Annotated in this window: 24 protein-coding genes and 1 pseudogene; 12 read left to right on the plus strand and 13 right to left on the minus strand. The window is 47.5% G+C overall.

Going from position 1 to position 23,276, the window contains the following annotated elements:
• Window positions 1-149: 149 nt before the first annotated feature.
• The 7 genes from EC604_RS06690 to EC604_RS06720 all read left to right on the plus strand — a co-directional run bounded on the left by EC604_RS06690 (window position 150) and on the right by EC604_RS06720 (window position 6,754).
• Window positions 150-617, plus strand: coding sequence for a DinB family protein (locus EC604_RS06690; protein WP_240036683.1), 468 nt, complete (start codon window positions 150-152; stop codon window positions 615-617).
• A gap of 60 nt (window positions 618-677) precedes the next feature.
• A complete protein-coding gene (locus tag EC604_RS06695; RefSeq protein WP_240036684.1) occupies window positions 678-1,637 on the plus strand; it encodes a phosphotransferase family protein in 960 nt (319 codons plus the stop codon).
• A gap of 60 nt (window positions 1,638-1,697) precedes the next feature.
• Window positions 1,698-2,402: a response regulator transcription factor gene (locus EC604_RS06700; RefSeq protein ID WP_123063363.1), complete on the plus strand. Its 705-nt coding sequence runs from the start codon at window positions 1,698-1,700 to the stop codon at window positions 2,400-2,402.
• Window positions 2,403-2,486: 84 nt separating this feature from the next.
• On the plus strand, window positions 2,487-3,620 hold the full coding sequence (locus EC604_RS06705) for a sensor histidine kinase (RefSeq protein ID WP_123063364.1): 1,134 nt from the start codon (window positions 2,487-2,489) through the stop codon (window positions 3,618-3,620).
• A 140-nt stretch (window positions 3,621-3,760) separates the two neighbouring features.
• A complete protein-coding gene (locus EC604_RS06710; protein WP_123063365.1) occupies window positions 3,761-4,201 on the plus strand; it encodes a hypothetical protein in 441 nt (146 codons plus the stop codon).
• Between the two features lie 2 nt (window positions 4,202-4,203).
• Complete coding sequence (locus tag EC604_RS06715) at window positions 4,204-6,072, plus strand: transglycosylase domain-containing protein (protein ID WP_240036685.1); 1,869 nt, start codon at window positions 4,204-4,206, stop codon at window positions 6,070-6,072.
• A gap of 136 nt (window positions 6,073-6,208) precedes the next feature.
• Complete coding sequence (locus EC604_RS06720; RefSeq protein ID WP_161556875.1) at window positions 6,209-6,754, plus strand: DUF2569 family protein; 546 nt, start codon at window positions 6,209-6,211, stop codon at window positions 6,752-6,754.
• Window positions 6,755-6,894: 140 nt separating this feature from the next.
• Here the strand turns inward: EC604_RS06720 and EC604_RS06725 are convergent, their stop codons facing one another.
• The 12 genes and pseudogenes from EC604_RS06725 to EC604_RS06780 all read right to left on the minus strand — a co-directional run bounded on the left by EC604_RS06725 (window position 6,895) and on the right by EC604_RS06780 (window position 16,887).
• Entirely contained in the window at window positions 6,895-7,353 is a 459-nt protein-coding gene (locus EC604_RS06725; RefSeq protein WP_123063368.1) for a threonine/serine exporter family protein, read from the minus strand.
• A gap of 18 nt (window positions 7,354-7,371) precedes the next feature.
• On the minus strand, window positions 7,372-8,151 hold the full coding sequence (locus EC604_RS06730; protein WP_123063443.1) for a threonine/serine exporter family protein: 780 nt from the start codon (window positions 8,149-8,151) through the stop codon (window positions 7,372-7,374).
• Between the two features lie 195 nt (window positions 8,152-8,346).
• Complete coding sequence (locus EC604_RS06735; RefSeq protein WP_123063369.1) at window positions 8,347-8,652, minus strand: hypothetical protein; 306 nt, start codon at window positions 8,650-8,652, stop codon at window positions 8,347-8,349.
• A gap of 68 nt (window positions 8,653-8,720) precedes the next feature.
• Window positions 8,721-9,764, minus strand: coding sequence for a S66 family peptidase (locus tag EC604_RS06740; protein ID WP_123063370.1), 1,044 nt, complete (start codon window positions 9,762-9,764; stop codon window positions 8,721-8,723).
• Window positions 9,765-9,876: 112 nt separating this feature from the next.
• Window positions 9,877-11,214: a DUF4179 domain-containing protein gene (locus tag EC604_RS06745; RefSeq protein ID WP_123063371.1), complete on the minus strand. Its 1,338-nt coding sequence runs from the start codon at window positions 11,212-11,214 to the stop codon at window positions 9,877-9,879.
• Complete coding sequence (locus EC604_RS06750) at window positions 11,211-11,726, minus strand: sigma-70 family RNA polymerase sigma factor (protein ID WP_240036686.1); 516 nt, start codon at window positions 11,724-11,726, stop codon at window positions 11,211-11,213. Before EC604_RS06750 ends, EC604_RS06745 begins: the two co-directional genes overlap by 4 nt.
• A gap of 359 nt (window positions 11,727-12,085) precedes the next feature.
• On the minus strand, window positions 12,086-12,532 hold the full coding sequence (locus EC604_RS06755) for an NUDIX domain-containing protein (RefSeq protein ID WP_123063445.1): 447 nt from the start codon (window positions 12,530-12,532) through the stop codon (window positions 12,086-12,088).
• A 141-nt stretch (window positions 12,533-12,673) separates the two neighbouring features.
• Window positions 12,674-13,159 (minus strand): annotated as a pseudogene (locus EC604_RS06760) (GNAT family N-acetyltransferase); the annotation flags it as partial.
• A gap of 182 nt (window positions 13,160-13,341) precedes the next feature.
• The gene (gene flgB, locus EC604_RS06765) at window positions 13,342-13,752 is read right to left on the minus strand and encodes a flagellar basal body rod protein FlgB (RefSeq protein ID WP_123063372.1); all 411 of its coding nucleotides are present in this window, start codon (window positions 13,750-13,752) and stop codon (window positions 13,342-13,344) included.
• A 239-nt stretch (window positions 13,753-13,991) separates the two neighbouring features.
• On the minus strand, window positions 13,992-14,807 hold the full coding sequence (gene speD / locus EC604_RS06770; protein WP_090917942.1) for an adenosylmethionine decarboxylase: 816 nt from the start codon (window positions 14,805-14,807) through the stop codon (window positions 13,992-13,994).
• Window positions 14,808-15,083: 276 nt separating this feature from the next.
• A complete protein-coding gene (locus tag EC604_RS06775; protein ID WP_123063373.1) occupies window positions 15,084-15,662 on the minus strand; it encodes a DUF1273 domain-containing protein in 579 nt (192 codons plus the stop codon).
• A gap of 82 nt (window positions 15,663-15,744) precedes the next feature.
• Window positions 15,745-16,887 (minus strand): RluA family pseudouridine synthase, encoded by a 1,143-nt coding sequence (locus tag EC604_RS06780; RefSeq protein WP_240036687.1) that lies wholly within the window; start codon window positions 16,885-16,887, stop codon window positions 15,745-15,747.
• 190 nt (window positions 16,888-17,077) lie between these two features.
• Here EC604_RS06780 and EC604_RS06785 point away from each other — a divergent pair, with 190 nt between their 5' ends.
• Window positions 17,078-17,485: a hypothetical protein gene (locus EC604_RS06785; RefSeq protein WP_123063374.1), complete on the plus strand. Its 408-nt coding sequence runs from the start codon at window positions 17,078-17,080 to the stop codon at window positions 17,483-17,485.
• 345 nt (window positions 17,486-17,830) lie between these two features.
• On the opposite strand, the gene EC604_RS06790 is transcribed toward EC604_RS06785, so the two are convergent.
• Entirely contained in the window at window positions 17,831-18,541 is a 711-nt protein-coding gene (locus EC604_RS06790) for a GT-D fold domain-containing glycosyltransferase (protein ID WP_123063375.1), read from the minus strand.
• A gap of 312 nt (window positions 18,542-18,853) precedes the next feature.
• Here EC604_RS06790 and EC604_RS06795 point away from each other — a divergent pair, with 312 nt between their 5' ends.
• The 4 genes from EC604_RS06795 to EC604_RS06810 are packed head-to-tail and all read left to right on the plus strand — an operon-like array spanning window position 18,854 to window position 23,213.
• Window positions 18,854-19,543 carry a glycosyltransferase gene (locus EC604_RS06795; RefSeq protein WP_123063376.1) on the plus strand — a complete coding sequence of 230 codons (690 nt, stop codon included), beginning with the start codon at window positions 18,854-18,856 and terminating at the stop codon, window positions 19,541-19,543.
• A 17-nt stretch (window positions 19,544-19,560) separates the two neighbouring features.
• Window positions 19,561-20,550 carry a polysaccharide biosynthesis protein gene (locus tag EC604_RS06800; RefSeq protein WP_123063377.1) on the plus strand — a complete coding sequence of 330 codons (990 nt, stop codon included), beginning with the start codon at window positions 19,561-19,563 and terminating at the stop codon, window positions 20,548-20,550.
• 34 nt (window positions 20,551-20,584) lie between these two features.
• Window positions 20,585-22,480, plus strand: coding sequence for a nucleotide sugar dehydrogenase (locus EC604_RS06805; protein WP_240036688.1), 1,896 nt, complete (start codon window positions 20,585-20,587; stop codon window positions 22,478-22,480).
• Window positions 22,467-23,213 (plus strand): class I SAM-dependent methyltransferase, encoded by a 747-nt coding sequence (locus EC604_RS06810; protein ID WP_123063378.1) that lies wholly within the window; start codon window positions 22,467-22,469, stop codon window positions 23,211-23,213. The genes EC604_RS06805 and EC604_RS06810 overlap by 14 nt, the downstream gene beginning before the upstream one ends.
• Window positions 23,214-23,276: the final 63 nt, after the last annotated feature.

Genomic DNA, 23,276 nt, shown 5'->3' on the forward strand with positions numbered 1-23,276 from the left:
CAAAATGTCCTGAATCCTCGTTTATAAGAGGAGGAGGGACTTTTTTTGAGCGCATATGTTAATCAGAGGCGCCAGCGTGTTTAAATAGTTAAAGGAAGTACATAGGTTGAAATGAGATCATACGTTCTGTATAATGGGATGAAAAGGAAGTGATAGTGTTGATTGAGTCTGCATTCAAACATATTGATACGGCGGTTTCGTCATTAGTTGATATTTGCGATCAATTAAGTGAAGAAGATTTGGACCTGACTCCGATTGAGGGCAAGCGTTCTATAAGGGAGTTACTCTCGCATCTAGCGTTAGTCTGTCGCGCAGATCTGTACATATCCGAAGGGTCATCGGAAGAGGAAATGACTCAATTTTACCAAGAGAACTGCGTTTGTTCGGTGAACCAGATCAAGGATTCATTCATAGAGAACCGGAACTTTCTCTACCAGCGGTACATGCAGTTTACGACGGAAGAATTGCTTCATGTCACAACATCATATTGGGGTGCTTCCTACAGCCGTTTGGAATGGTTACTTGAAATGATGGGTCATATGTACCATCATAGAGGACAACTCTATACGATGTTAACCTTGACGGGAAGAGAACCCAAGACGGCAATGTTTGTCTAAACGAATACATATCATCAATACATATATTAGGTGGCACATACCTACAATGGAGGGATACAGTTGGTAGAATTCATGCATAATGGGAATCTATCTTCAACTGAGCGTGGAGTACTCGAGCTTGTGAAAGTGATTCCTCAACTTCGAGAGGCGAAGCAGATTGAACGAATATCCAAAGGATATTCCCTGGATCACAAGTTCAAAATTGCTGTTTCAGGCCAAGGAAATGTATTGCTGCGAATCTTTCCATACCGAGATATAGATAGTAAACAAAAAGAGGTTCATGTTTTAGAAGCATTGAAGCAAATGGGGGTTCTTTGCTCGACACCGCTTGGCATTGGCAGGCTGGATGAAAACAATGGATATATGATCTTGAATTATCTTGAGGGAGAAGACGCTTCCGAGGTATTACCTTCAATGAGTGAGCAACAGCAACATTCCATCGGCTTGCAAGCGGGTGCCGAGTTGAAGCGTATCCATCGGCTGCCTGTAGAGAAACAGGGCGAGTCATGGTACGTACGAAAGAGTAAGAAGCATCGACGCTACGTGGATCAATACAAGGCGTGTCCTGTGGTAATGGAGAGAGATCAACCTATTTTGAATTTTATTGAGGATCATCTGGAGTGGATGAAAGAACGTCCCGATGGTTTTCAGCATGATGACTTTCATCCCGCTAATCTGGTGGTGAACAATGGTGAACTGGCTGGAGTAATTGATTTTAACCGAGCAGACCAAGGAGATCCTGTGCATGAATTTTTGAAACTGGGTTTGTTCGCTGCGAAGGTCAGTACTCCTTATTCCATTGGACAGATACAGGGATACTTTGACGGACGTGAGCCGGATGAGGGTTTCTGGAACATGTATTCACTGTATATGGCCATGGCATTGGTATCTTCAGTGGTGTGGATTCAGAACGTGAAGCCGGAAGAAACAGATCAGATGATGATGAAGATTGAACAGGTGCGCGAAGATCACGATGATTTCCGTAGGTTGATTCCAAAGTGGTATACTGTGTACAGATAGATTGCTTAGATATTCGGTTTAAACCGATGTAGCACTTGTGAAGCAGAAAGGAAATATGCCGTGGCACAACCAGCATCACTACTGCTTGTCGATGATGAGCAGGATATTATTAAATTGATGGAAATTTATTTTGGCAATGAAGGGTACCGGATTTTTACTGCGAATGACGGAATACAGGCTCTAGAGGTGCTTAAGACGGAAGACATTGATCTCATTATTCTGGACGTCATGATGCCCAATATGGACGGAATTGAAGCGTGTATGAAAATTCGCGAAGAGCAGAAAATGCCAATAATAATGCTGTCTGCAAAAAGTACGGATATCGATAAAATAACGGGTCTGAGCATCGGCGCTGATGATTATTTAACCAAGCCGTTCAATCCGCTTGAGCTTGTGGCGAGAGCCAAGTCCCAGCTTCGCAGGTATCATACGTTTAATGAGGGCAGAGAAAGCAAGGAGCATGAATGGATCATTGATGATCTGATTATTAATACAGACACACATGAGGTGTGGGTGGATGACAGGCCTGTGCATCTTACCCCCCGGGAATTTGCAGTGCTTGAACTGCTCGCTAGGCATCAAGGATCGGTACTTAGTATGGAACAGATCTACCGTCAAGTCTGGAAAGAAGAATTCATGGAGTCTAACAACACGGTCATGGTGCATATTCGTAAACTGCGTGAGAAGATTGAGCACGACAGTAAACACCCGAAGTTCATTCAGACTGTATGGGGTGTCGGATACAAGATGATTAAACCGATTTAGGTTATATGTCACGAGCAGGTTAAATGCTGCTAGAAGGCTGGATGTTACGCGTAGGTTGAATGATACAAACAGGGAGTTTCTACCATGAATTCGAAATGGATTAATACGGTACGCTGGAAGTTTATTTACGCATTTATGTTAAGTGGCATTTTGACTGCGGTGATATTGTATGGAGCAGGTAAAGTGGGCGAGACGATTCTGGAAAATCAGCAATATCCGAATTACACGATTCCGGGGCAAGTGGTTCGCTGGCTAGTGAATCATATTGGCTCTGTTCCGCTGATGATTGCTGTAGGAATCATCAGTTTTGTGCTGTTTTTCTTTCTGTTCACTCGCAAAGTGATGGTTGTCCTGGATGAGATCACGGCGGGTATTCAGGAAGTTGCCAAAGGGGAATTGTCACATCGGATTGAGGTGAAGACTTCCGATGAATTTGGTGTGGTTGCGGCGAGCATCAACCAGATGGCTGAACAACTCCAGCGATCTCTTCAGGAAGAACGGAGTGCAGTTGCAGCCAAAAATGATCTGATTACAGGCATCTCGCATGATTTGAGGACACCCTTAACCTCGATTCTTGGATTTTTGGAGTATATCGAGAAGGATCGGTATCAGGATGAATTAGAAATGCGTTATTACGTCAGTATCGCTTATGAGAAATCTTTGACGTTGCGCAAACTCATTGATGATTTATTTGAATATACTCGAGTCAGCGGCGGAAGTCTGCCGTTGTCTTTAAGACCACTGAATCTGACTCCATTCCTCATGCAACTCGCCGAAGAATTCGCTCCAATGCTTGAAGAAGCAGGAATGACCTATACGATCGTTGGAGGCCAAGAGCCTTTATGGATCCAGGCTGCTCCGGGAGAACTCGTTAGAGCCTATGAAAACTTGTTCAGCAATGCGATTCGATATGGTGCAAAGGGCAAAGTAATGGAAATTGGCCTTGCTCTTGAAGAGGGAGAAGCTGTGGTACGTATCAGCAATTACGGGGAACCGATCCCGGCTCAGGACTTACCACATCTGTTTGAACGCTTCTACCGAGTAGATAAATCACGTTCTCGTGATACAGGAGGCACAGGACTGGGACTTGCCATTGCCAAATCCATGATAGAACTGCATCAGGGGCAGATTGCGGCCTATAGTGATCAGGGCCGGACGGATTTTGTTACCCGTTTTCCAGCCATAAAACCACCCGTCCATACTCCATTGGAAGAGTAGAATGTTACATATCATACCTCTCATATTAAGCTTTAGATATGTAAATTAAGAATTTGATAAGAAGTTAACAACGCTTCTTTAAGAACTATTCGGTATGCTACCTCTATCAATCTGTTTGAAGTATGAGGAGGATACCGAAGATGAGTTCGAGATTTAACACCGTTCGAATGAAATACATCTATATTTGCGGAGCAAGCGCGGTTCTCAGCATCGTGCTTCTTTTTGTTATGTACCAGATCATGAGATTAGCTTATCGTTTGATGTTCCATGAGGCTGCCTGGTTTACTCATCTCGTACATTGGTGCATTAATCATATAGGGAAGAAACCGATCGGTTTGCTTATAGGTGCAGGTTTGTTTCTTTTGTTTTTCTGGATTCGTTCTCAGAAAATAAGCGAAGACATGCAAGCCCTTGTGCGGGGAACCCATGAACTTGCTAATGGCCGGAATCCTGCACCAATTCAGGTGTTAAGTGGTGGTGAATTGCGGCAATTGAGTGATCAGATCAATGCGATTGCGGCGCTCACAGCGAATAAAGATTGCTCTGGAATGAAGGTTAAGTCCGGGGAACCATCATGTTAAATATGAAGATAAAACGTTCGATCTATCGATTGTATGATGTTGCTGTTATTGTAGCGGTTCTACTGGTGCTGCTGTACATCTATTTGTTTTCGTATGGAAAAATGATTATTCGCCATCAACCGGAAGTTATGAATCAAGTTTCATCAACCGTCATTCTGGATGAGGCTGGACAAGAGATCATCAAGTTGGCGACACCAAACGGAGGATATATGGTGCATGCCGATCTGCAAGAAATGCCGGATATGTTAAAACAGGCCTTTTTAGTGACCGAGGATCGACGTTTCTACCGACATGCGGGTCTAGACGTCATTGGTGTTGGCAGGGCAATGGTAGAAAATATATTACATATGAATTGGAGCCAGGGTGGGAGCTCGATCACACAGCAACTGGCTAGAAATCTGTACCTGAACAGAAATAAGAACTTCATCCGTAAAATAAACGAGTTATCTATTGCGATCGAGATGGAAACGAAGTATTCGAAGGATGAAATTCTGGAAATGTATCTGAATCAGATTTACATGGGACGGCAGCAGTATGGGGTCAAGGCAGCGGCCTGGCGTTATTTCGGTGTGGAAGATTTAAAACAATTAAAACTCTGGCAAATCGCGACGCTTGCGGGTATTCCAAAAGGGCCGTCTATATACAATCCGGTGGATAACGAGATTCTTTCCCAAGAGAGGCGTAAGGTCGTTCTTTCCATGATGCATGAACAGGGAATCATTACGAGCAAGCAAATGCAGGAGGCCGCAGTTGTTGATTACCAAGCACTTCCTCCAAATATGAGGAGCCTGTCAACGGCACATACATCGGCAATGGAGCAGCCTTCCTATACATCTGCATTGGATGCAGTCATGCAGGAGGCTTCACTTCTAACCGGCAAGGGTGAAGCCGAGATTCGTTCCGCGGGATGGACGATTCGAACAGGCTTGAACGCAACAGCGCAGCGGGCAATGGAGAAGACATTTGAGGAAGATGTCTGGTTTCCGGATGACCGAGAAAATCAACAGGTACAGGCCAGCATGGTTATCCTTGATCAACATAACGGCGAAGTGAAGGGCATGATGGGCGGACGAAATCCTGTGAAGGGAGATATGAATCGTGCTCTGAAGAATGCAAGGCAGCCTGGATCCGTATTTAAACCCGTCATTGTCTATGGCCCTGCATTGGAGTCTGGACGATTCGGGGCAGCAAGTATGCTGCCTGACCAGCCTACGCGTTACGGGAATTACCAGCCGGGCAATGTGGGAGGAAGGTATAGAGGTACGGTATCGTTGTCGGAGGCTCTGCAAAAATCAATCAATGCGCCTGCGGTTTGGCTGCTGCACGAAATCGGGTTGAACCAGGCCAAAGGGTTCGCTCAGCGAATGGGAATTCAATTACAGGATGAAGATATGAATCTGTCCGTTGCCCTTGGGGGGCTGCATCAAGGTGTCTCGCCGCTTAAGCTCGCGCAAACATATGCTGTATTTGCCAACGAAGGGAGATTCAATCGTGCACACTTTATACGTGAAATAACGGATGCCCGTGGGCAAGTTATCTATAGCCATCGCTCAGAAAATAAACAAGTCATCACGAGGCGAACGGCTCAAGAAATAACGAACATGCTGCAGCTTGTCGTAAGCCAAGGAACAGGAAAGCGTGCCCAGTTGCCTGATGATCATGTCGCTGGCAAAACGGGGACGACACAGGCCGCATTGCCGAATGTGCCCAAGCAAGCAAATCGGGATATCTGGTTTGCCGGATATACAAGGAAATGGACGGGTGTCGTGTGGATGGGATTTGATTATACGGATGCGAAACATTACTTAAAGTCCGGAAGCGGAACTGCAGCGGAGTTGTTCGGAACGGTGATGAAACGTAGCAAGGAATAAAGGAAAGGGAATAAGGGAGCGGAAAGTTCAATTGATACTCGTGCTCGATCTGTAAGAGAATATTCTCCTTTTTATAACACAACATACAGATATTAAGTTATAATAGATGCTCTTATGTTGTTATAAGGAGGGTATCATGAATAGTTCATATGGTAAGCAAGATGAGGATCTAGATATGTATTCGTCCAAAAGTGGCACCAGGCCTGAACTTCCAGGCATTTCGGGTTTGGGCGGCTGGTTGATTTTAATTCAGATTAGTCTTTGGGCTTCACTGGTATTTTTACTCTCGGATATTTCACAGGTTGCGGTGATCATGGATCCAGCACGATGGGAAGGAAGTCGGGGCATCGACCCGCAGCTGTATACGGAAGTCATAAAGCCGCTGCTGTGGTTTGGATTCATTAGCAGCGTTATTCTGTTTGTCATCGTTGTTGTGAATCTTGTTCTTTTATACCGAAGAAAGCGGCTTTTCCCACGTTTGATGATTATACAGTACATTGTCAATCTGATGATCGGTATCGCTACCTGGATTCTTATTGCCCAGAACGAGGTGGGAAGGGAAGAACATGTGCTGGATGCGACCCCTGCTTTTAACCTGATCATTCGCTCACTGTTGACGTGCTGTATTTTTATTCCGTATTTTCTGAAATCGGTGCGTGTAAAAAATACGTTTATCAAGTAAACGAGAAGGAGATCGTTTTAATTTTCATTTGATCTCAAAAACGAAAAAGCCCATAGCCTACAAGAACGGAGCTAAGTCAAAACTCCAGCTTGCAGACGATGGGCTTTTTTTGCGAGATGATCAACCTGCCATTGAGGATTTCATTTGGAGGTGGACTTAATGCGGGTTGAACGGGAAAGGCTCTGAATCATCTGGTTTAATACCTCTGATAGTACAAGTCCTACGGCGATAGCACCCGATAACATCAGTGCTTTGGCTGCCATCTCCATGGCAGCACTGTAATCATTTTGCACAAAACTACGCATCGCATTATACGCCAGTCCACCCGGCACGAGAGGAATGATACCTGCCACGCTAAAAATAATGACAGGTGCCCGGAACATGCGGGAGAATAGCTGACTGATGACCCCAACAGCAATCGTTGCGGCCAGTGTGGCCGGAACAGCATCTGCCGCGTACTCCAGCACAATATAGATAATCCAGCCAATCATACCGACAAATCCACCGTGAAGCAGCATCCGTCTTGGCGCATTGAAAATAATGCCAAACGCAGCTGAAGCAATGAAGCTGGTTAAAGCTTGTCCTACAAAATGGAGCATTTCCTGCAACCCTCCGTCTTACATCAAAAGTGAAAATACAACAGCAATGCCTGTGCCGATGGCAAAAGCAGTCAGAAAAGCCTCGGCGCCCTTAGATAAGCCGGATACGAGATGCCCAGCCATCAGGTCGCGCACTGCATTGGTAATGAGCAGTCCTGGCACGAGCGGCATGACAGAACCGATAATGATTTTGTCCCGCTCAAAGCCTGCACCCGCATACACCAGGAAAAAGGCGAGCATGCCGATGACAAAGGAAGCTGTGAGCTCAGCAAAGAATTTGACGCGCACCCAGCGGTGAAAAAGAATGACCGCCGCGTAACCGATTCCGCCGCAGAGTAGTGCCGGAAGAAAATCTCCCCAGCCTCCGCCGAACATGATCGTGAAGCAAGCACTGGATAATGCAGCGGCCCCTAGCTGCACAGCATACGAATAACCAGAAGGTTTTCGTTCGATCTCCAGCAACAGGTCATGGGCTTCCTGAACGGTTAGTTGCCCTTGTCCGATGCGGCGCGAGACCGCGTTGACTTCAGATACTTTATCGAGATCTGTTGTGCGCTCCGAGATGCGAATCAGCTTCGCAGGTTCCGTGGCATCCACGGAGAAAAAGATGCCGGTGGGCACCACATAACTATGTGAATGTGGCAGCCCCAATGCAGCGGCCATCCGCTTCATCGTATCTTCAACGCGGTACGTTTCACCGCCGCTTTGCAGCATGATTTTCCCAGCAAGCAGACAGATGGCGATGACTTGGGATTGCTCAGACGGTTCAGTAACAGGATGTTGACTTTTGTTACGCATCTCCGGTTCGGATTCAACAGGAGAAGAGGGGTTATGACGTATGTATTCCAACCGGATCAAACTCCGTTTCATATGTAATAAGGCGAGGTACCGACACCATTGTATCATATTTCACAGGCTCATAAGCAATCCCGGGACAGGTAAGCCAAAAAGCTTCGCCCGATCCCCGAGAGGAAAGAGACGAAGCCTTTTGGCTTACATTAACAAGGTGATGACGAGCAATTCATACAGCACCAGCGGTAAAATTGTGGGGCCAAACAAAGCGCGTGGTTCAGGATAACCATGCATTGGCGTCACTTGAAGGTACAGAATTCCGCGGTCTGCACTAATAATGACTCCTTCCCAGACCTGACCATCGATGTTCTGAACGTGCACTTTCTTGCCGATATGCTGACGAGCCGTATGATGCAGCATGTTCCGCACACTTTGCACGGATTGCAGCATCGGTTGATTGGCCTGATATACAACACGAGTGGTTGGTGTGGATGATGATTCAGACATGATGCACAACCCTTCCTCGAAATAAAATCCTTCTTACTTCAAGGTATGCATCTGCCTACAAAAGGTGATTACACATATATCATATGCAGTGCTCCGCCGCCATCTTCGTAACTTACCTGACCTAATGCGCCATTTACGAAAGTCATCTGAGGTGGAATGTGACCCAGGTCTACATCATAGAGGACAGGCACGTTCAGATCGCCAAGAGCGGAAGACAAAGCATCGGTAAACGTAAAATCGGCTGTATCCGAATAACCGGCAGGTCGTCCAAACAGAAAACCGTTGGCTCCGACAAACCAGCCCGCTTGTCTCATCTGCCACAAACGACGATAAATATCACTTGCATTCATCTCACAGCTTTCCAGATACCAGATCGTTCCTTCGTCAGCGCAGTACTGATGCAAATAGTCTTTTACCGGTGCATAAGGAGTACCGATCAGGCACGTAATCGTGTCCATGCAACCTCCGATTAGCCGTCCTGAGAAGCGAACAGGGGCATGTTTACCTTCAGTTGCTCCAAGCTGCTTCCAGGAAGAAGGCGTATCCAGATTGAAGCCGGGCAGTGCCATATTCCATTTGGATTGATAATGGGTAGAAGATACTTGTGTGATCTCTTCGTCAGCCTTCGTCTGCAGCACATCAAGCCAGCGAGCCGTAACCGGATCTAATTCATTTGACCGTAGATCAACATAATTCGTACCATGAGCTGAGGCTGATCCGGTTAACAACGTGTAGGCAAACAAGAATGTACTGAGATCGGAGTAGCCGAGCACCCATTTAGGTGGTGACTTCTTCAACGCTTCCCAGTCTAACAGCGGCAGAATATCCATCAGAAACTCTCCGCCCCATGGAGGAATGACGGCCTGTATCCCGGGATCAAGCATAAATGCGTTCAGCTCTGCCGCGCGAGTTTCTTTGGGAGCACTCACACATTTGGAATTGTTACGCAGGGAAGTACTTTCCTTAATGTTGAAGCCGAGACGCTCCATATGGTGTTTGCTGTCTTCCAAATGACGATGCATAGACTCGCCTACACCACTGGATGGTGCAGCTACACCAATCGTATCGCCCTTCACGAGTGGCTGCGGATAACGGATAGAATGCAGGTTCATCTTATAACACACCTTTCCCACTTGAGCTGACGTTGCTCATGAAGTGACTTCATAATATTTCCATCATTATATAGGAAAGTTTGGCGAAAGACAGCCTTTTGTTGATTATGCATCAAGGGTTTACAGAGATTTCGAGTGAGAAAGGTGACTTTATTTTTGACGGATAGGTAGCAATTTTCATCTGAAGTTCACCCTGTAACTTTGCACCATTTTCGATGGTGATGGATACCGTGGTGTGATCCTGATCTCTTCCATATCCCGGACTCCAGCTTGAACCAGGGGTTTGATAGGTTTTACCTGAACGGTCTTTCACTTTGCTGAAACCAAGCATGAAACTATCTTCCATGTTGTCAGGAACAGAGAAATCAACAATGAGATCTTTGCCTTCCACTTTGCTGTCAAGCATTTGGAGCCCGGAAGGGCCGCCCGTGATCTCACGTGTTTTCAGGTCGAGGCTGAAATCAAGCTCCTTTTTATCCAGACCTGAGAATCCGGAGCCTTGTAAGGTCAGCTTTTCAGGTTTGGAGAAATACATGCTTTCAAAATAGATGGAACGTGTATCTTCCCCGATGGAGGTATCGGTTCTCCAGGCGCGTCCTTGTTCATCCACGAGTTGCAGATCGCTGAGACCAAAGATCTTTTTGGTGTTGTTTGGGTCCATCTGCACGTCAAGTACCAACCGGGTTGGATACATGGTGGCCTGTTTTACCTGGATACGTTGTCCATCGACGACCAAGGTTTCGTTTACAGGGATGACCTTTTTCATGCCTTTGGTTAGATTTTTATCGACTGGCATCGTTACTTTCCATACCCCTGGATTGGCTTTATCTCTCGATTTGAACACCACCGTTAATACATCCGGAGGGGTGGCTTCATCGGTAAAGATGACGTCAATAAAGTTTTCATATACTTGAGCATCTGAATCAGAGTGGGTTGTAGAATAACCAAAACCAACAGGAAGATCTTTACCGTCTCCATCAAGTAAATCGATGTCATAGTCGAATTTCTCTGTATTTTTCATGCCTTTCATCTTATAAAAAATAACCATGCGTGAGTCGTCTGTAATAATGCCTTCCACGGTTACGGAACCCCCGTCATGCTCGTCGGTGATCCCGACTTTCTGCAACAGGGACTGATCAATCGCCATCATCAATCCTTTGTCTTGCCGGATCAGACTAACGACGCCTTCCATTCCAGGCAGTTGCTCGACAAAGGACGCAAAGGCAGGGGATACCCGAATACAGCCAGTGAACAATAAAATCAGGGCAGCTGCGGAGATCGAGCTGGTCAGCCAGCGTAATCTTGTTTTTCGTTTGCGGGAAGCTTGACGAATTCCAGCTTGAATGGCCTGTGAAGTTGCTGTATCCGGTACGGGCATGGTATCGTATTCGGCCTTGCGTGCTTGAAGACGGGTCTCCAAAGCTTCGAATGAATTATGTTCGTCGTTCATGATAAGATCTCTCCTTTCGGTTCAAGTTGATCCCGGAGCTTTCCGAGCGCGCGGTGCAGTCGTGATTTGACCGTGCCTGCCGGAATTTCGAGAATGTCAGCGACTTCAGTTAACGAGAAACCTTCGAAATAACTTAGAATAATAATTTGTTTGTATTCCGGTTCAAGTACAGCTACCGCAGCGGCAAGATCTGGATCTTCGGGACGATCCCAGCGGCCGGATTCACGGATCTCGGTCACGGGACTGAACCGGATTTTGCGTTTGCGTTCATCTGCACAGTAGTTCAGAAGGATGCGGATTAGCCATGTACTGAAGTAGGTAGGTTCTTTCAGTTTTTTGAGTTTGCGGTATGCGCGGTAGGTTGCTTCCTGTATCGCTTCCAGTGCATCGCCCTCATTATGCAGATACGCATAGGCGATCCGGTACAGGCGGCTCTGATGCGTCTCCATTAAGGCTGCAAACGCTGCAGCATCCCCCTTTTGTGCAGCTCGCGTAAGTTCGGTAGGGGTCACAAGGCTCCTCCTTTGCTGATGTTGTTTCGTATTAGACAGAGAAAGTTGCCAAACGGTTCTTGTTTTTTGAAAAAATTTTGTGCATGTTCCTCTTCAGAAAGTTTCATAGCATTATACAGCAAAAACCGTCAGCCCTCCCACGAGCATTGCGCTCCAGGAAGATTCTGACGGTTACAAGGATGACCTCGTATAGCCTTATAGGTACAGTACCAATTCTCAAGTGTAGCATGAGTCCAAAGTATAGTGCTGATTCACATCGCTATAGCAGCTTATATCTATCCCTCTTAGGATAGCATTGCCATCGCTTGCTCCAGACGAGCAGCGACAGAGTTGCGCTAATGTATTTTCGGAAGAGGCCTTCATTGGGTGCCGCTGTCCCGATTTTTCTCTGTATATTGCCGCTTCGCTGCTTCCAATGCCGGGATGGCAAAGCTGGCGAGTGGGGAAGGCAGCGAATGGAGCGGGAACCAGCCAATCTCTCCAATGGCTCCACCTTCTTCCAGGTTACGTGCTACTCCGCTAACTACCTTGGTGGAGTATAGCACGGAAATCCAATGCTCCTGCGATTCAGGACGAATCGTTTCTGCGGTACAGAGAAGACCGTCGATCACAATACCCAGATTGACTTCTTCTTTAACCTCCCGAATAACAGCCGTTTCCAGTGTTTCATACACATCGACTTTCCCGCCGGGGATACTCCAGGTATGCTGTTCGGGTGCACGATTACGCCAAACAAGAAGCACTTCATTTCGTTCATTAAGAATCACTGCACCTACGCCGATTCGGGGAGTGACCTCGACCGCCATGCGACCAACAGTAGTAGAGCCTGTCGAAGGGAAAACACTTTCACTACCCGAACTAGCCCCTGGCTGAAACGAAACGGGATATCCTGTCTGGGCGGACCAATCCGCTGCAAGAATGCTCATCGAGATCAGATCGTATTGTGTACCGTCTCGCAGCACTGCAGCACGATGCCTGCCTTCCTCGCGGAATCCGGCCTTCAAATATGCCCGTCTCGCGGCTTCGTTGTATTCAATCACGTCAAGAGCAATCCGATTCAGGTTTAACTCATGGAATGCATATCGCAAAATCAACGCAAGAGCGTCACTGCCGTAACCTTTGCCACGATCTCGTTCTTCACCAATGCCGATAGCCAGTTGTGCAGAGCGGTTATTCCATTCCAATCGATAGATGGCAACAAATCCGAGAAAGCGATTGTCTTCCAACGTGCGCAGGGCAAATTCAAAATCTTGACCGTTCCGAACGGAAGAAGAACCGGTTTCATCGGATGTTTGTGGCGTCACAATATCCGTATCCATGTTACGCATATATTCGTAGTTTTGTGTAAAATGTGCAATTTGCACGCGGTCTTCAGGACACGGTGCCGTGAGTCTGACCTTGGAGCCTTGAAACGCATTGTATTGATGAGTCATGTTGCACCTCTTTTTATATAATCTAACTTTCTTCGCTTAACCCATTATACTACAGCCCTAATAAATACCGAACTTCCAGTGTGGATTAAAGAGACATTCAAGCCAACTACCTATCATTCTGGCTTTCATCATCGGTGTTTCTACACAAAAAAGCAGCCACGAGGGCTGCTGGTATAGGCTTTTTATTTTAAATCATTCAATAAATTTTTCATTTTTTTGTAATGTCCGCTAACTCGATCAGCCATGTAGTTATACAAGAGTTGATTCTCGGAAAGCAGAGCCATCTCCCGGTCGATATCTACATTGTTGTTGTTATTGTTCATGGCTGTTTCATTGTTCTGCATCACTCGGTACTGTACGATGGAGGCATTCGGATTGCTGACGGGAAAATGTTTCTCATGTGTCCGCTGCATCCGGAGTTGTCCGGTTTTACCGTTCTCGATGATACGTCTAAGCTCGTCTTGAAACTCAACGGTTGTCTTTTTGAAGTTGGGCGTATCGGCGTTAGCAATGTTGTTCGTGATGGCTGCATGTCGTGCGTTTAAGGCTTGCAAAAGGGATTCATTACGCTTGGTCGTATTCGTTTCAATCATACCCTAGTCCTCCTTCACCGCATCCGAGTGCAGTTCTCTCTATTTTAAGAAATTCGCCCACACACTGTCAAGCGGATCAAACGAACAACAGGCTGTAGGCAAGTGATGATCGTTACGATAAACAACAAAAAAGACAAGTGTATGACCAGCAACATCTGCTTTCGTAAAGGAAGTCAGGAGCAGGGTCAGAATCACTTGTCTTTTTTGATTATCACATCATTTCAGATTGCTCTGTCCAATTAGGAAGAACGGTCTATATTTTTGCCATAATAAATCTCGTCCATCTCCAGCTTCAGCCACTCGGTAATCTCCTGTTGCTCGGCTTTGCTCAGCTTGTCCTTGGTGTACCCGAACAGATAATTATCCAGATCGAATTCTTTCAGCTTACATTTGGTGTGGAAAATGTTTTCCTGATAGACGTTCACGTCAATCATATCAAAGCCGCTTTTGATCTCGTCCGGAATATAGTTCTGGATCGAACTGATCTCATGGTCGATAAACAGCTTGCGTCCACTCGTATCCCTCGTAAAACCGCGCACGCGATAATCCATAATCATAATGTCCGTATCAAAAGAATGAATCAGGTAATTCAACGCCTTCAGCGGTGAAATCTCACCACAGGTCGACACATCGATATCGGCACGGAAGGTGCTGATGCCTTCGCTGGGGTGGAATTCGGGATAAGTATGCACGGTAATGTGGCTTTTGTCCAGCTGCATGACTACATTATCGGGCAGGGGACCGGGCGATTCATCGAAGGATTCCTCGGGAATCTCAACGATCGGGCCTTCCGATACCAGCATGGTCACACTCGCGCCTTGCGGCACATAATCCTGCTGTGCGACATTCAGGACGTGTGCGCCGATGATGTCCGATACATTTTTCAAAATATGTGTCAGTCGGTCTGCGTTATATTGTTCATCGATATATTCAATGTAAGCTTCACGTTCTTCTTTGGTCTTGGTGTAACAGATATCGTACATATTGAAACTGAGTGACTTGGTCAGGTTATTGAACCCGTGCAGCTGAATGCGCTGCTCTGGCGTTAAAGTCATGGTTGCAGTTCCCCTTTGTCCCATACGACATAAAAATCGCAGTTTTAATACTACTTATACCCAACCTTGCCCGAAAAAAAACATGAGATTCCCATTTGTGGCGAGAGGGCAATTTCCTATAGTTCACCGATGAACTCCATTTAAGAGTGATTTATAACATCTCACCGATCCCGGAATGCAGTCCGATAATAGGGCCAGTCCGGGCCCAGTCCAATAGAACGGAGTCCAGTCAGATAAAAAAATACTGTACAGCAATTTGCTGTACAGTATCTGTAGTTAGAAGGGGATGTCCCCATCATAAGCAAAATCATTCATGCGTTCTTCCTCCGCGACAGATTGAATATCCTCGGAAGTTACCGTAATGATGGGATAATGCTCGTTTTGTTGTTTCTTCATTGCCTTTTCCTTTACAAAACGTGGGCTGCCTTCGCCTGCATCTTCGTCATAGACGAGCAGCAGACCGTCGCTTTTGCGCAGCAGCAGATCGTCCCGTGCAGTGAACTGCCACGGCCCGATGTATGGCTGTTTGCTAATTGCACCATAATAGTCTACCCCAGCCAGAATGGAGCGGTAATACTCCTGCTTGTCTTCTTTCCATTGTTCCTCCGGGTTCTGAAAAGCAGTAATGATCGACAGCTTCAGATGCGGATATAACTGTTTTAATTCAAGAACAACCTCGCAGGCCCAAAGATCGACACCGTATTGACCTGGAGTAAGCACCCATTCCAACCCATCTTCCACAAGAGGTGTAAGGCGGGAGGAGATTGCTTTTTTAATGTAAGGGATGCCCTCATGCTTTTGACCAAAAATCTGCAGTTCATGTGCGCGGTAACCGGTAATGAACAGGTTTTGCAAACGTGATAACCTCCTTTCAGACGGTCAATGTACCCGCGAGGTACAGCAATCCCAGTCGGTTGTCCGTCTTCGTATGAGCACGTTATTGTGCAGGTGTAGCTTCTCCGCGGAACGGGTACAGAAATGGCTTCGGAATATCTGTTTCAAATGTCATCAGTTTGCCTGTCGTTGGATGAATAAATGACAACACTCGTGCATGGAGTCCCAGACGTCCGAGATCTCTTGTGCGTGCGCCGTATTTACGATCCCCGGCAATTGGATGTCCCAGGTCTTCCATATGCACACGAATCTGATTTTTGCGACCTGTTTCCAGACGTACTTCCAGCAGTGAGAACTCACGGTTCGACTTCAGCCGTTTATAATGGGTAACCGCATGTTGCCCGTCGTTTGGACGCGAGCTGGAGTACATCTTGAGTGTTTTGGTTTCCTTGAGCCAAGAGGAGATCGTACCTTCTTCTTGAGCTACCGCGCCTTCAACCAGTGCGACATAAACACGGTCTTGTACGTTTTCTTTCCAGTTATTTTGCAGTTGCTGCTGAACCTCTTCACTTTTGGCAAACATCATCACACCCGAGGTGTCCCGATCCAGACGATGCACGATGAAAATCCGGTTCAGTTCGTTGGTACGACGCACATGTGACATCAGCTGGCGATAAGCGGTCAGATCGTCACTTTTGTCAGCCGCGATGGATAGGAGTCCGGCTTCCTTCCGAATGACAATGATGTCGTCGTCTTCATGCAAAATGTTAATCCCCGTCAGAGAAGGAGCGGCTACAGCGCCTTCTTTGCTGATCGATACGATCTGTCCGGGCAGCAGAGGTTCGTTAAACTTCGTCACAACTTTCTCATCTATCGATACTTGTCCACGTCCCAAAATAGACTTCACCGCATTGCGTCCTGACTTCACGTGTTTCAACAGGAAATGAAGCAGTTCATCGGGTTCGGTTACCTTGTACTGGCGTGGCGGTTCGGACTTGCGATAGTATGCATTTCCTGGACGCTTGGATGCGGCAGCCGATTTGGCCGGCTTGCTTCCTTTGTCACCGCTTTTTGCAGGGGCCACGGATGAATGGGAGGCTGAAACCTTCTTCGTATCCTCTCCCGAGCGAGGGGAATTCGGTTTGGATGATGAAGTGTTGGAGCGGCCGGAACGCGGCTTGGAAGAGCCTCCGTATGATTTTCCTTTGGCAGATGTACCGCTGCTTGCGCGTTTTCGTTTATTCATGAATGACAATCTCCTTCTGAACAGCTTGTACCCTTTGTGTGCATACGATCCGTTCATTTCGTTATGCTGTTCAATATACCATTAACCGCGCGGAATTAAAAATAGGTTCATCGAATCTGCAAACCATCCAATCCGAAGAGTTGTCAGTTTCATAGAATATGTTATCCCATAGCATTGGAGGTGTTACTTCATGGGCGTGTTTCTTGATATGAGAACCTCGGAGAACTCGGGATCTGTTGGAGCACCAGGATTGCCTTTGTCCGAATCCCCTGAAGCCTTCGGCGTAATCGGTCTTCAAACCCAGGGGGTCATTAATCCGATCATTACCTTCAACGGCACGGTGGGTGTTACGGGAGAACTGGGCGATACATTTGTTGTAGAGATTGTGCGCGGTTTTATCTACGATCCATTCTACGTGATCTATCGTGCAGAAGGTACGGTCGGGCAAAATGGGGGTGCCGAGTTCCATTCGTTCACAGCTCAGGATTTGGCTGCACCACCAGCGCTGGAAAATGTATATACGTCGTTCATCTCGGGTGTGTCCACAGCTGTGCGAACCGGACCGGAGATGTTCTACGGCATTGCTGCGACCAACTAAAAGAAGACGGGATAGACTTTAGAGAGATGTTAGAGAGACTGTAGAGAAAGATATGATAAGTTCGGTCGCATGCGATCCACGTGATGTAATTTCATTCATGCTGATAGTGACGTTTGTTGTACCCGTTTCAGTTACATGGCAATCAAGATCATTCCAATCAAGATATAATTCAAAATCCCCGCCTCGGTAGGCGGGGATTTTGGTTTTGAGATGAAGCAGAAGTGTAAGCATTGATTTATAAGAGAGAGTTGAAAGACTTTGATATAGAAAGAAAGGGAGAAGTAGAGATACAAGCAGAGCTGGCGATTGCGGGTATGAAGAAAAACTGAAAACAGTAGATGAAGCTTAGTTGGCACGCCCTTTTAAAATCATGTTGTTGGCTTTGCCAAAGTCGATAGCGACTTTACCTGCCAGTGCTGCTGTTCGTTCTGCAAGAATGACGGCGTTAACCCCGCAAGAGAACAGAGCAACATCAAAATCATCCTGATGCGTTTGAATCCATTGCAAGGTCTCATCCATCTGATCATAGTTGTCAAATGCCAGTGTACTTACGATGTTGAGATGGTAAGGCTCCTTAACGAGTGCGGCCTGTAACTCATCCAGTTCACGCGTAACGAGCAGCACACGTTTGCCAGCAAGCATCTGCCAGAAACGCGGTACCTGCACAAGTTCACGATTCACACAAGCATGACAGGTCAACTTTGGCGCGATGCCGTAGTGAGCAAAAATCATATCGGTCAGCGGCCGTTTGAGATAATCCGGAGCTTTGATGGTGCTGTCTCCACGTGGAAGGACCCCTACAATGGTGGCCCGCTTCAACGAAGCAGCGACTTCGTCCCGCATCTTCAGGTTGGGAAGGCGCAGCCCCTTTTGTCCGAGATTGGCTTTGACCGCCCAGCGTTCTTGCAGTACTTGCTCCATAGGCCATACGGATTCTTGCGACATTACGATATTTTCACCATCCCCCACACGCACCAGAGAGAACGGACGTTTCTCGCGTAAAGCCGCTTCGAGCTGATCCAGCACTTCCTGCATTTCAAGATAAATGGAATTCATTCCGAATGCCTGCCTCCTTTGAAAATCAAGCTCCTCTATTCTATGTTGCGAGAGAAACCGTGATCTGTGCGTTCGACCTTCAAGAGAGAACTTGGGGTGTATATCAATCTATTTATAGGAAAATCAGTACATATGTCGGTGCCGGAATGTTCAGGAGTTCATACGTTATACTGTGCTGGCAATTAAGAGAATTGAAGTGTAAGCGATCAGCGCGAGGAACGAGTTTCGTAGATACGAGATTTCATATTTAAAAAACTATGAAAACGTCTGTACTCGCCATATAGGCTTACAGCGTTCATGAGGAGGAAGGGTATGTCCAGGAAAGTTGTGATTGAGATTAACTTCAATAACTACGGGTTAGATCCGCAGCGGCTGACCCGCGAATGGCTGGAGCGCCGTATGACCATTTTTCGCACATTTACATTGCATTGTCTCAAGGCTCAGACCAATCAAGATTTCTTGACAGTGGTGAAGCTCTCGAAGGAATCCGGGGAGTTGATGCAGGAGATTTTGGCGAGCCAGGAGCCGCTGCCTTCGAATATTCGCTTTGGAACCCATATCGAAAGTGTACGTGCGATTTTGGAGTTTGCCAAAGACGTAGAAAACATCTATATTGCCCGTCTGGATTCAGATGATCTGTATCACAAAACATTTGTGCAACAGCTCTATGACGTGCAGCCTCAGCCAGAAACGATGGCGTTGATTAATCAAAACGGCTATCTGTGGGACAGTGTGAACAACGAGATGGCTCCGGCATTTCACCGTTCACCGCAATTTTATGTCTATCTCTACAAGACAGCGGAGTATGCCGCGGGATATCGTGTGAAACTTCCGGGCCGAGGCACGCATGGGAATGTGATCGACTTGCCACATGAGTTGCTTGCACCGCGGAACTACGTCAATATCGTGCATTCCAGCAATACGTCAGTCAAAAAAGTACCGCCTAAAGACCGTTTAAGCCGCGAAGAGATGGCTCAGGTTTTACGTGAATTTATGAACTGAACAGGAGGGATTCATCCATGATTCAAGGACAAACAATTCTGGTCACCGGAGGAACTGGCTCCTGGGGTCAGAAACTAACGGAGGTACTGCTCGCGCAGAGCCCGGCGGAGATCCGACTGCTTTCCCGGAACGAGTATGCTCAGATCGCAATGCAGCGGGAGTTCAATCATGATCCGCGTCTGCGTTTTATTATTGGAGATATTCGAGATTACCGAGCAGTGGAGGAGGCGTGCAAAGGCGTGGATGTGCTCTTCCATCTGGCAGCGCTGAAACATGTCCCGGTCTGTGAGGATCAGCCGGATGAAGCATTTAAAACAAATGTGATTGGAACTCAGAATATTATTCGGGCGGCCATCCGTATGGGGATTCCGAAAGTCATTGATGTATCCACCGACAAGGCGGTTGATCCGATTAACGTATACGGCATGACCAAAGCACTGGGCGAAAAAATGATGATTCGAGCCAACTGGCTGAGCGAGAAAACCCGGTTTGTATGTATCCGCGGCGGCAATGTGCTGGGCACAAGCGGCAGTGTTGTACCTTTGTTCCGCAGACAGATTGATGAAGGCAAAAGCCTGACCATTACAGACGAAGGTATGACTCGCTTTTTCCTGACACGTACCGAGGCTATTCATCTATTGCTCAAAGCAGCGGAAGCGGCGGTGGGCGGAGAGACCTTCGTCATGAAAATGAAAGCATGCAATATGACCGAACTGGCTTCTGTCATGCTGGAACAGGCAGGCCGCCCGTCAGGCGATTATAAAGTGACAGGCATCCGTCCAGGGGAGAAGCTGCACGAAGTGCTGATCTCGCCATTCGAAGCACCGCGCACACGCCAGTACGATGCGCAATATTATGTCATTTTGCCGGAGCATGCCGATCAAGGGCTTACGAATCATTATGATCATTTGCCGCGTGTGAAGTTTGACCAGTATCGTTCTGACAGTGAAATGATGAACAAACCGGCGATTGCTGCGTTTTTGCGTGCAGGAGGATATATCAACTAACGGAAGGGAGGCGGAACGTTTGGAGGTGGAAGAGATGAGTGAGAACAGCCTGTATCCCGAAGAAAAAGGTCAAGACGAAAAGGAGAAGCGGGCACAGGCTCCAGCAGAGCACCGTGGCCGGAAACAGCAGCGATTGAAGCAACTCTGCCCGAAGCCGCAGCAGACCACGCTTCAATGCATTCATGACCGCTCCCTGAAGGCTGTTGTCATCGGTCTTGGTTACGTGGGTCTGCCGATGGCCGTTGAGATGGCACAGTCCGGTTACCAGGTGCACGGCATTGATATTGATGCAGGCAAAGTGGCAAAGCTCCGTGCAGGCCGTTCGTATATTATTGGCATTGAAGATGGGGTGCTTCAAACGCTGCTGGAAGCGAATTTGTTGACGGCAGGCACAGATTATGAGGCCGTCGCAGGTGCGGATGTCATTGTAATCTGTGTACCGACTCCGTTAACGGATGAGCATCAGCCGGATATATCCTATATTTCATCAGCTGTGGGGGGGATGACCCCCTATCTTCAGCAAGGCAGCTTGGTCATTCTGGAGAGCACCACATATCCGGGAACAACAGAAGAGCATGTGAAACAGCCCATAGAGTCAGCGCGCGGCTGGACAGCAGGTGAGCAATTCTATGTCTGTTATTCTCCTGAGCGAGTGGATCCCGGAAGTGTACATTATGGTGTGAAAAATACGCCTAAAATCATTGGCGGTTCTACTCCGGCTTGTCTGAGTTATGGAACACAGTTCTATGGCTCGTTTCTGAACGAAGTCGTGCCTGTTAGCTCGACAACCGTTGCCGAGACAGCCAAACTGTTCGAAAATACGTTTCGCAGCGTAAACATTGCGCTGGTTAATGAGTTAACCCCGGCCTGTGAGCAGATGGGCGTGGATATCTGGGAAGTGTTACAAGCCGCAGCAACGAAGCCGTTTGGATATATGCCGTTTTATCCTGGACCGGGTATAGGCGGGCACTGCATTCCGATTGATCCGATCTATCTATCTTGGGCAGCCCATCGTCAGGGATCGGAGCTGCGGTTCATTGAGCTCGCAGATGCGACCAACAGGCAAATGCCAGAGCATGTCGTTCAGCGTGCAGCAGCCTTGCTGGAGCAACGTGGCCATTCTATTCGCGGCGCCCGCGTTGTACTGGCAGGTATGGCGTACAAAAAAGATATTGACGACCTGCGCGAATCCCCTGCGCTCGACGTCTTTCGGCTACTGAGCGCAGCGGGTGCCGACGTTGTTTTCACTGATCCGATGGTGCCCGTATTCCGTCAAGATGATGGTTCAATGCTCCAGTCCCGGCCGGCTTCGCCCGAATTGTGGACATGGGCCGATCTGGTGATCATCACGACTGACCACTCTGCGTTTGATTATCAGGAGATGGCGGATCATGCACCGTTGATTTTTGATACACGTAACGCCACCGCCGGATGCCGCGGAGACAATATCGTTGTGCTCGGTCAGCCTGAACGACATGACTATGGAACAGCACACAGCTTGGAGCAGGAGAAGGGTGCTGAAGGATATGCGGTTGCGCAATCAGAACATGTAAAGCATGAAGGCCACGAGGTACATGTGGAATATGCAGAAGTTGTGGAAGATGCTGAACATGCAGAAACAGAACATGTAGAGCATGAGGAACAAGTGATGGAGAAAGAGGACTACCAAGATACAGAACATGAAGTAGCAGGATCGGAAGGCCATAGTAATAGCGTTCAGGTCACGAGAGAGGGAGATTCAGCAGGGGCAGATGTAAAAGGGCAAATTGAAAGAACTCCGCATACGAAACGCGAGAGCGTTCCCTCGGGTGAAGGTGCAGAGAAAGAGAACAAGAAAGATCAACCTTTTGGGAACCGTGATGCTGGATGGACGGATAAAGATGTAGAAAACCTGCGCGGAAAAACGGGAGATGGCTATGGCGAATCATGACCGGGTGAATGAACGGTATTACGGGCAGATCAACTCCGAAGATTCTCATGAAGCGACGAGGACCCGTGTGCACTGGATGTGCCGGGAAACCACAGGCAAACGTATTCTGGATGTGGGATGCAGTCAGGGAATTACGTCTATTCTGCTGGGGCGTGAAGGGTTTCGTGTGACAGGTGTGGACCTGGAGGAAGAAAGTATTCGCTATGCGCAAGAGGAGCTGGCTAAAGAATCCAAGCCCGTCCGCAACCATGTCGATTTCCGCATGCTGGACATCACACAGTGGAAGGCGAGAACCACGTTTGACACTGTCCTGCTAGGGGAAGTGCTGGAGCATTTTGCGCATCCCGAGACACTGCTGCTGCAGGTTCATCGTCTGCTCGGGGAGGAAGGCACGCTCATCGTGACCGTCCCCTATGGCTACCATCCATTCTACGATCATAAACAGACGTTCTATGCGAGTAACCTGGCAATGTGTTTAATCCCTTATTTTGAAGTATTGAAACTGGAAGTTCATCATAAATATCTATGTTGTGTGGCACGCAAACGCCAGAAAATACAGCTCGACGTAAAACCACCTCTGAACCAGGTGCTCGACTGGATGAAGCTGGATCATACCCATTTTGAAAAGGTGGAGCAGCAACATCTACGCTCCATGAAACAGCGCAAAAAAGCGCTGGATAGTGCCGTGGACCAGCTGAAACGTTTACGTCGTCAGGAGAATGAGGAAGGGTAAGCGGAGAAGCGGCGTCGTAACACCAACACCAACACCAACACCAACACCAAAACCAAAACAAAA

It is taken from the genome of Paenibacillus amylolyticus, assembly GCF_003719335.1.
Taxonomy (GTDB): Bacteria; Bacillota; Bacilli; order Paenibacillales; family Paenibacillaceae; genus Paenibacillus; species Paenibacillus amylolyticus_D.

Excerpts from the sequence above, each read along its gene's own strand:
- EC604_RS06795 (WP_123063376.1), top strand. The coding sequence starts at position 18,854 with ATGTCCAGGAAAGTTGTGATTGAGATTAACTTCAATAACTACGGGTTA.
- EC604_RS06720 (WP_161556875.1), top strand. The coding sequence starts at position 6,209 with ATGAATAGTTCATATGGTAAGCAAGATGAGGATCTAGATATGTATTCG.
- EC604_RS06740 (WP_123063370.1), bottom strand. The coding sequence starts at position 9,764 with ATGAACCTGCATTCTATCCGTTATCCGCAGCCACTCGTGAAGGGCGAT.
- EC604_RS06715 (WP_240036685.1), top strand. The coding sequence starts at position 4,204 with ATGAAGATAAAACGTTCGATCTATCGATTGTATGATGTTGCTGTTATT.
- EC604_RS06785 (WP_123063374.1), top strand. The coding sequence starts at position 17,078 with ATGGGCGTGTTTCTTGATATGAGAACCTCGGAGAACTCGGGATCTGTT.
- EC604_RS06730 (WP_123063443.1), bottom strand. The coding sequence starts at position 8,151 with ATGCGTAACAAAAGTCAACATCCTGTTACTGAACCGTCTGAGCAATCC.
- speD (WP_090917942.1), bottom strand. The coding sequence starts at position 14,807 with ATGACTTTAACGCCAGAGCAGCGCATTCAGCTGCACGGGTTCAATAAC.
- EC604_RS06745 (WP_123063371.1), bottom strand. The coding sequence starts at position 11,214 with ATGAACGACGAACATAATTCATTCGAAGCTTTGGAGACCCGTCTTCAA.
- flgB (WP_123063372.1), bottom strand. The coding sequence starts at position 13,752 with ATGATTGAAACGAATACGACCAAGCGTAATGAATCCCTTTTGCAAGCC.
- EC604_RS06790 (WP_123063375.1), bottom strand. The coding sequence starts at position 18,541 with ATGAATTCCATTTATCTTGAAATGCAGGAAGTGCTGGATCAGCTCGAA.
- EC604_RS06800 (WP_123063377.1), top strand. The coding sequence starts at position 19,561 with ATGATTCAAGGACAAACAATTCTGGTCACCGGAGGAACTGGCTCCTGG.
- EC604_RS06710 (WP_123063365.1), top strand. The coding sequence starts at position 3,761 with ATGAGTTCGAGATTTAACACCGTTCGAATGAAATACATCTATATTTGC.
- EC604_RS06805 (WP_240036688.1), top strand. The coding sequence starts at position 20,585 with ATGAGTGAGAACAGCCTGTATCCCGAAGAAAAAGGTCAAGACGAAAAG.
- EC604_RS06735 (WP_123063369.1), bottom strand. The coding sequence starts at position 8,652 with ATGTCTGAATCATCATCCACACCAACCACTCGTGTTGTATATCAGGCC.
- EC604_RS06755 (WP_123063445.1), bottom strand. The coding sequence starts at position 12,532 with ATGGCGGTCGAGGTCACTCCCCGAATCGGCGTAGGTGCAGTGATTCTT.
- EC604_RS06705 (WP_123063364.1), top strand. The coding sequence starts at position 2,487 with ATGAATTCGAAATGGATTAATACGGTACGCTGGAAGTTTATTTACGCA.
- EC604_RS06810 (WP_123063378.1), top strand. The coding sequence starts at position 22,467 with ATGGCGAATCATGACCGGGTGAATGAACGGTATTACGGGCAGATCAAC.
- EC604_RS06780 (WP_240036687.1), bottom strand. The coding sequence starts at position 16,887 with ATGAATAAACGAAAACGCGCAAGCAGCGGTACATCTGCCAAAGGAAAA.
- EC604_RS06725 (WP_123063368.1), bottom strand. The coding sequence starts at position 7,353 with ATGCTCCATTTTGTAGGACAAGCTTTAACCAGCTTCATTGCTTCAGCT.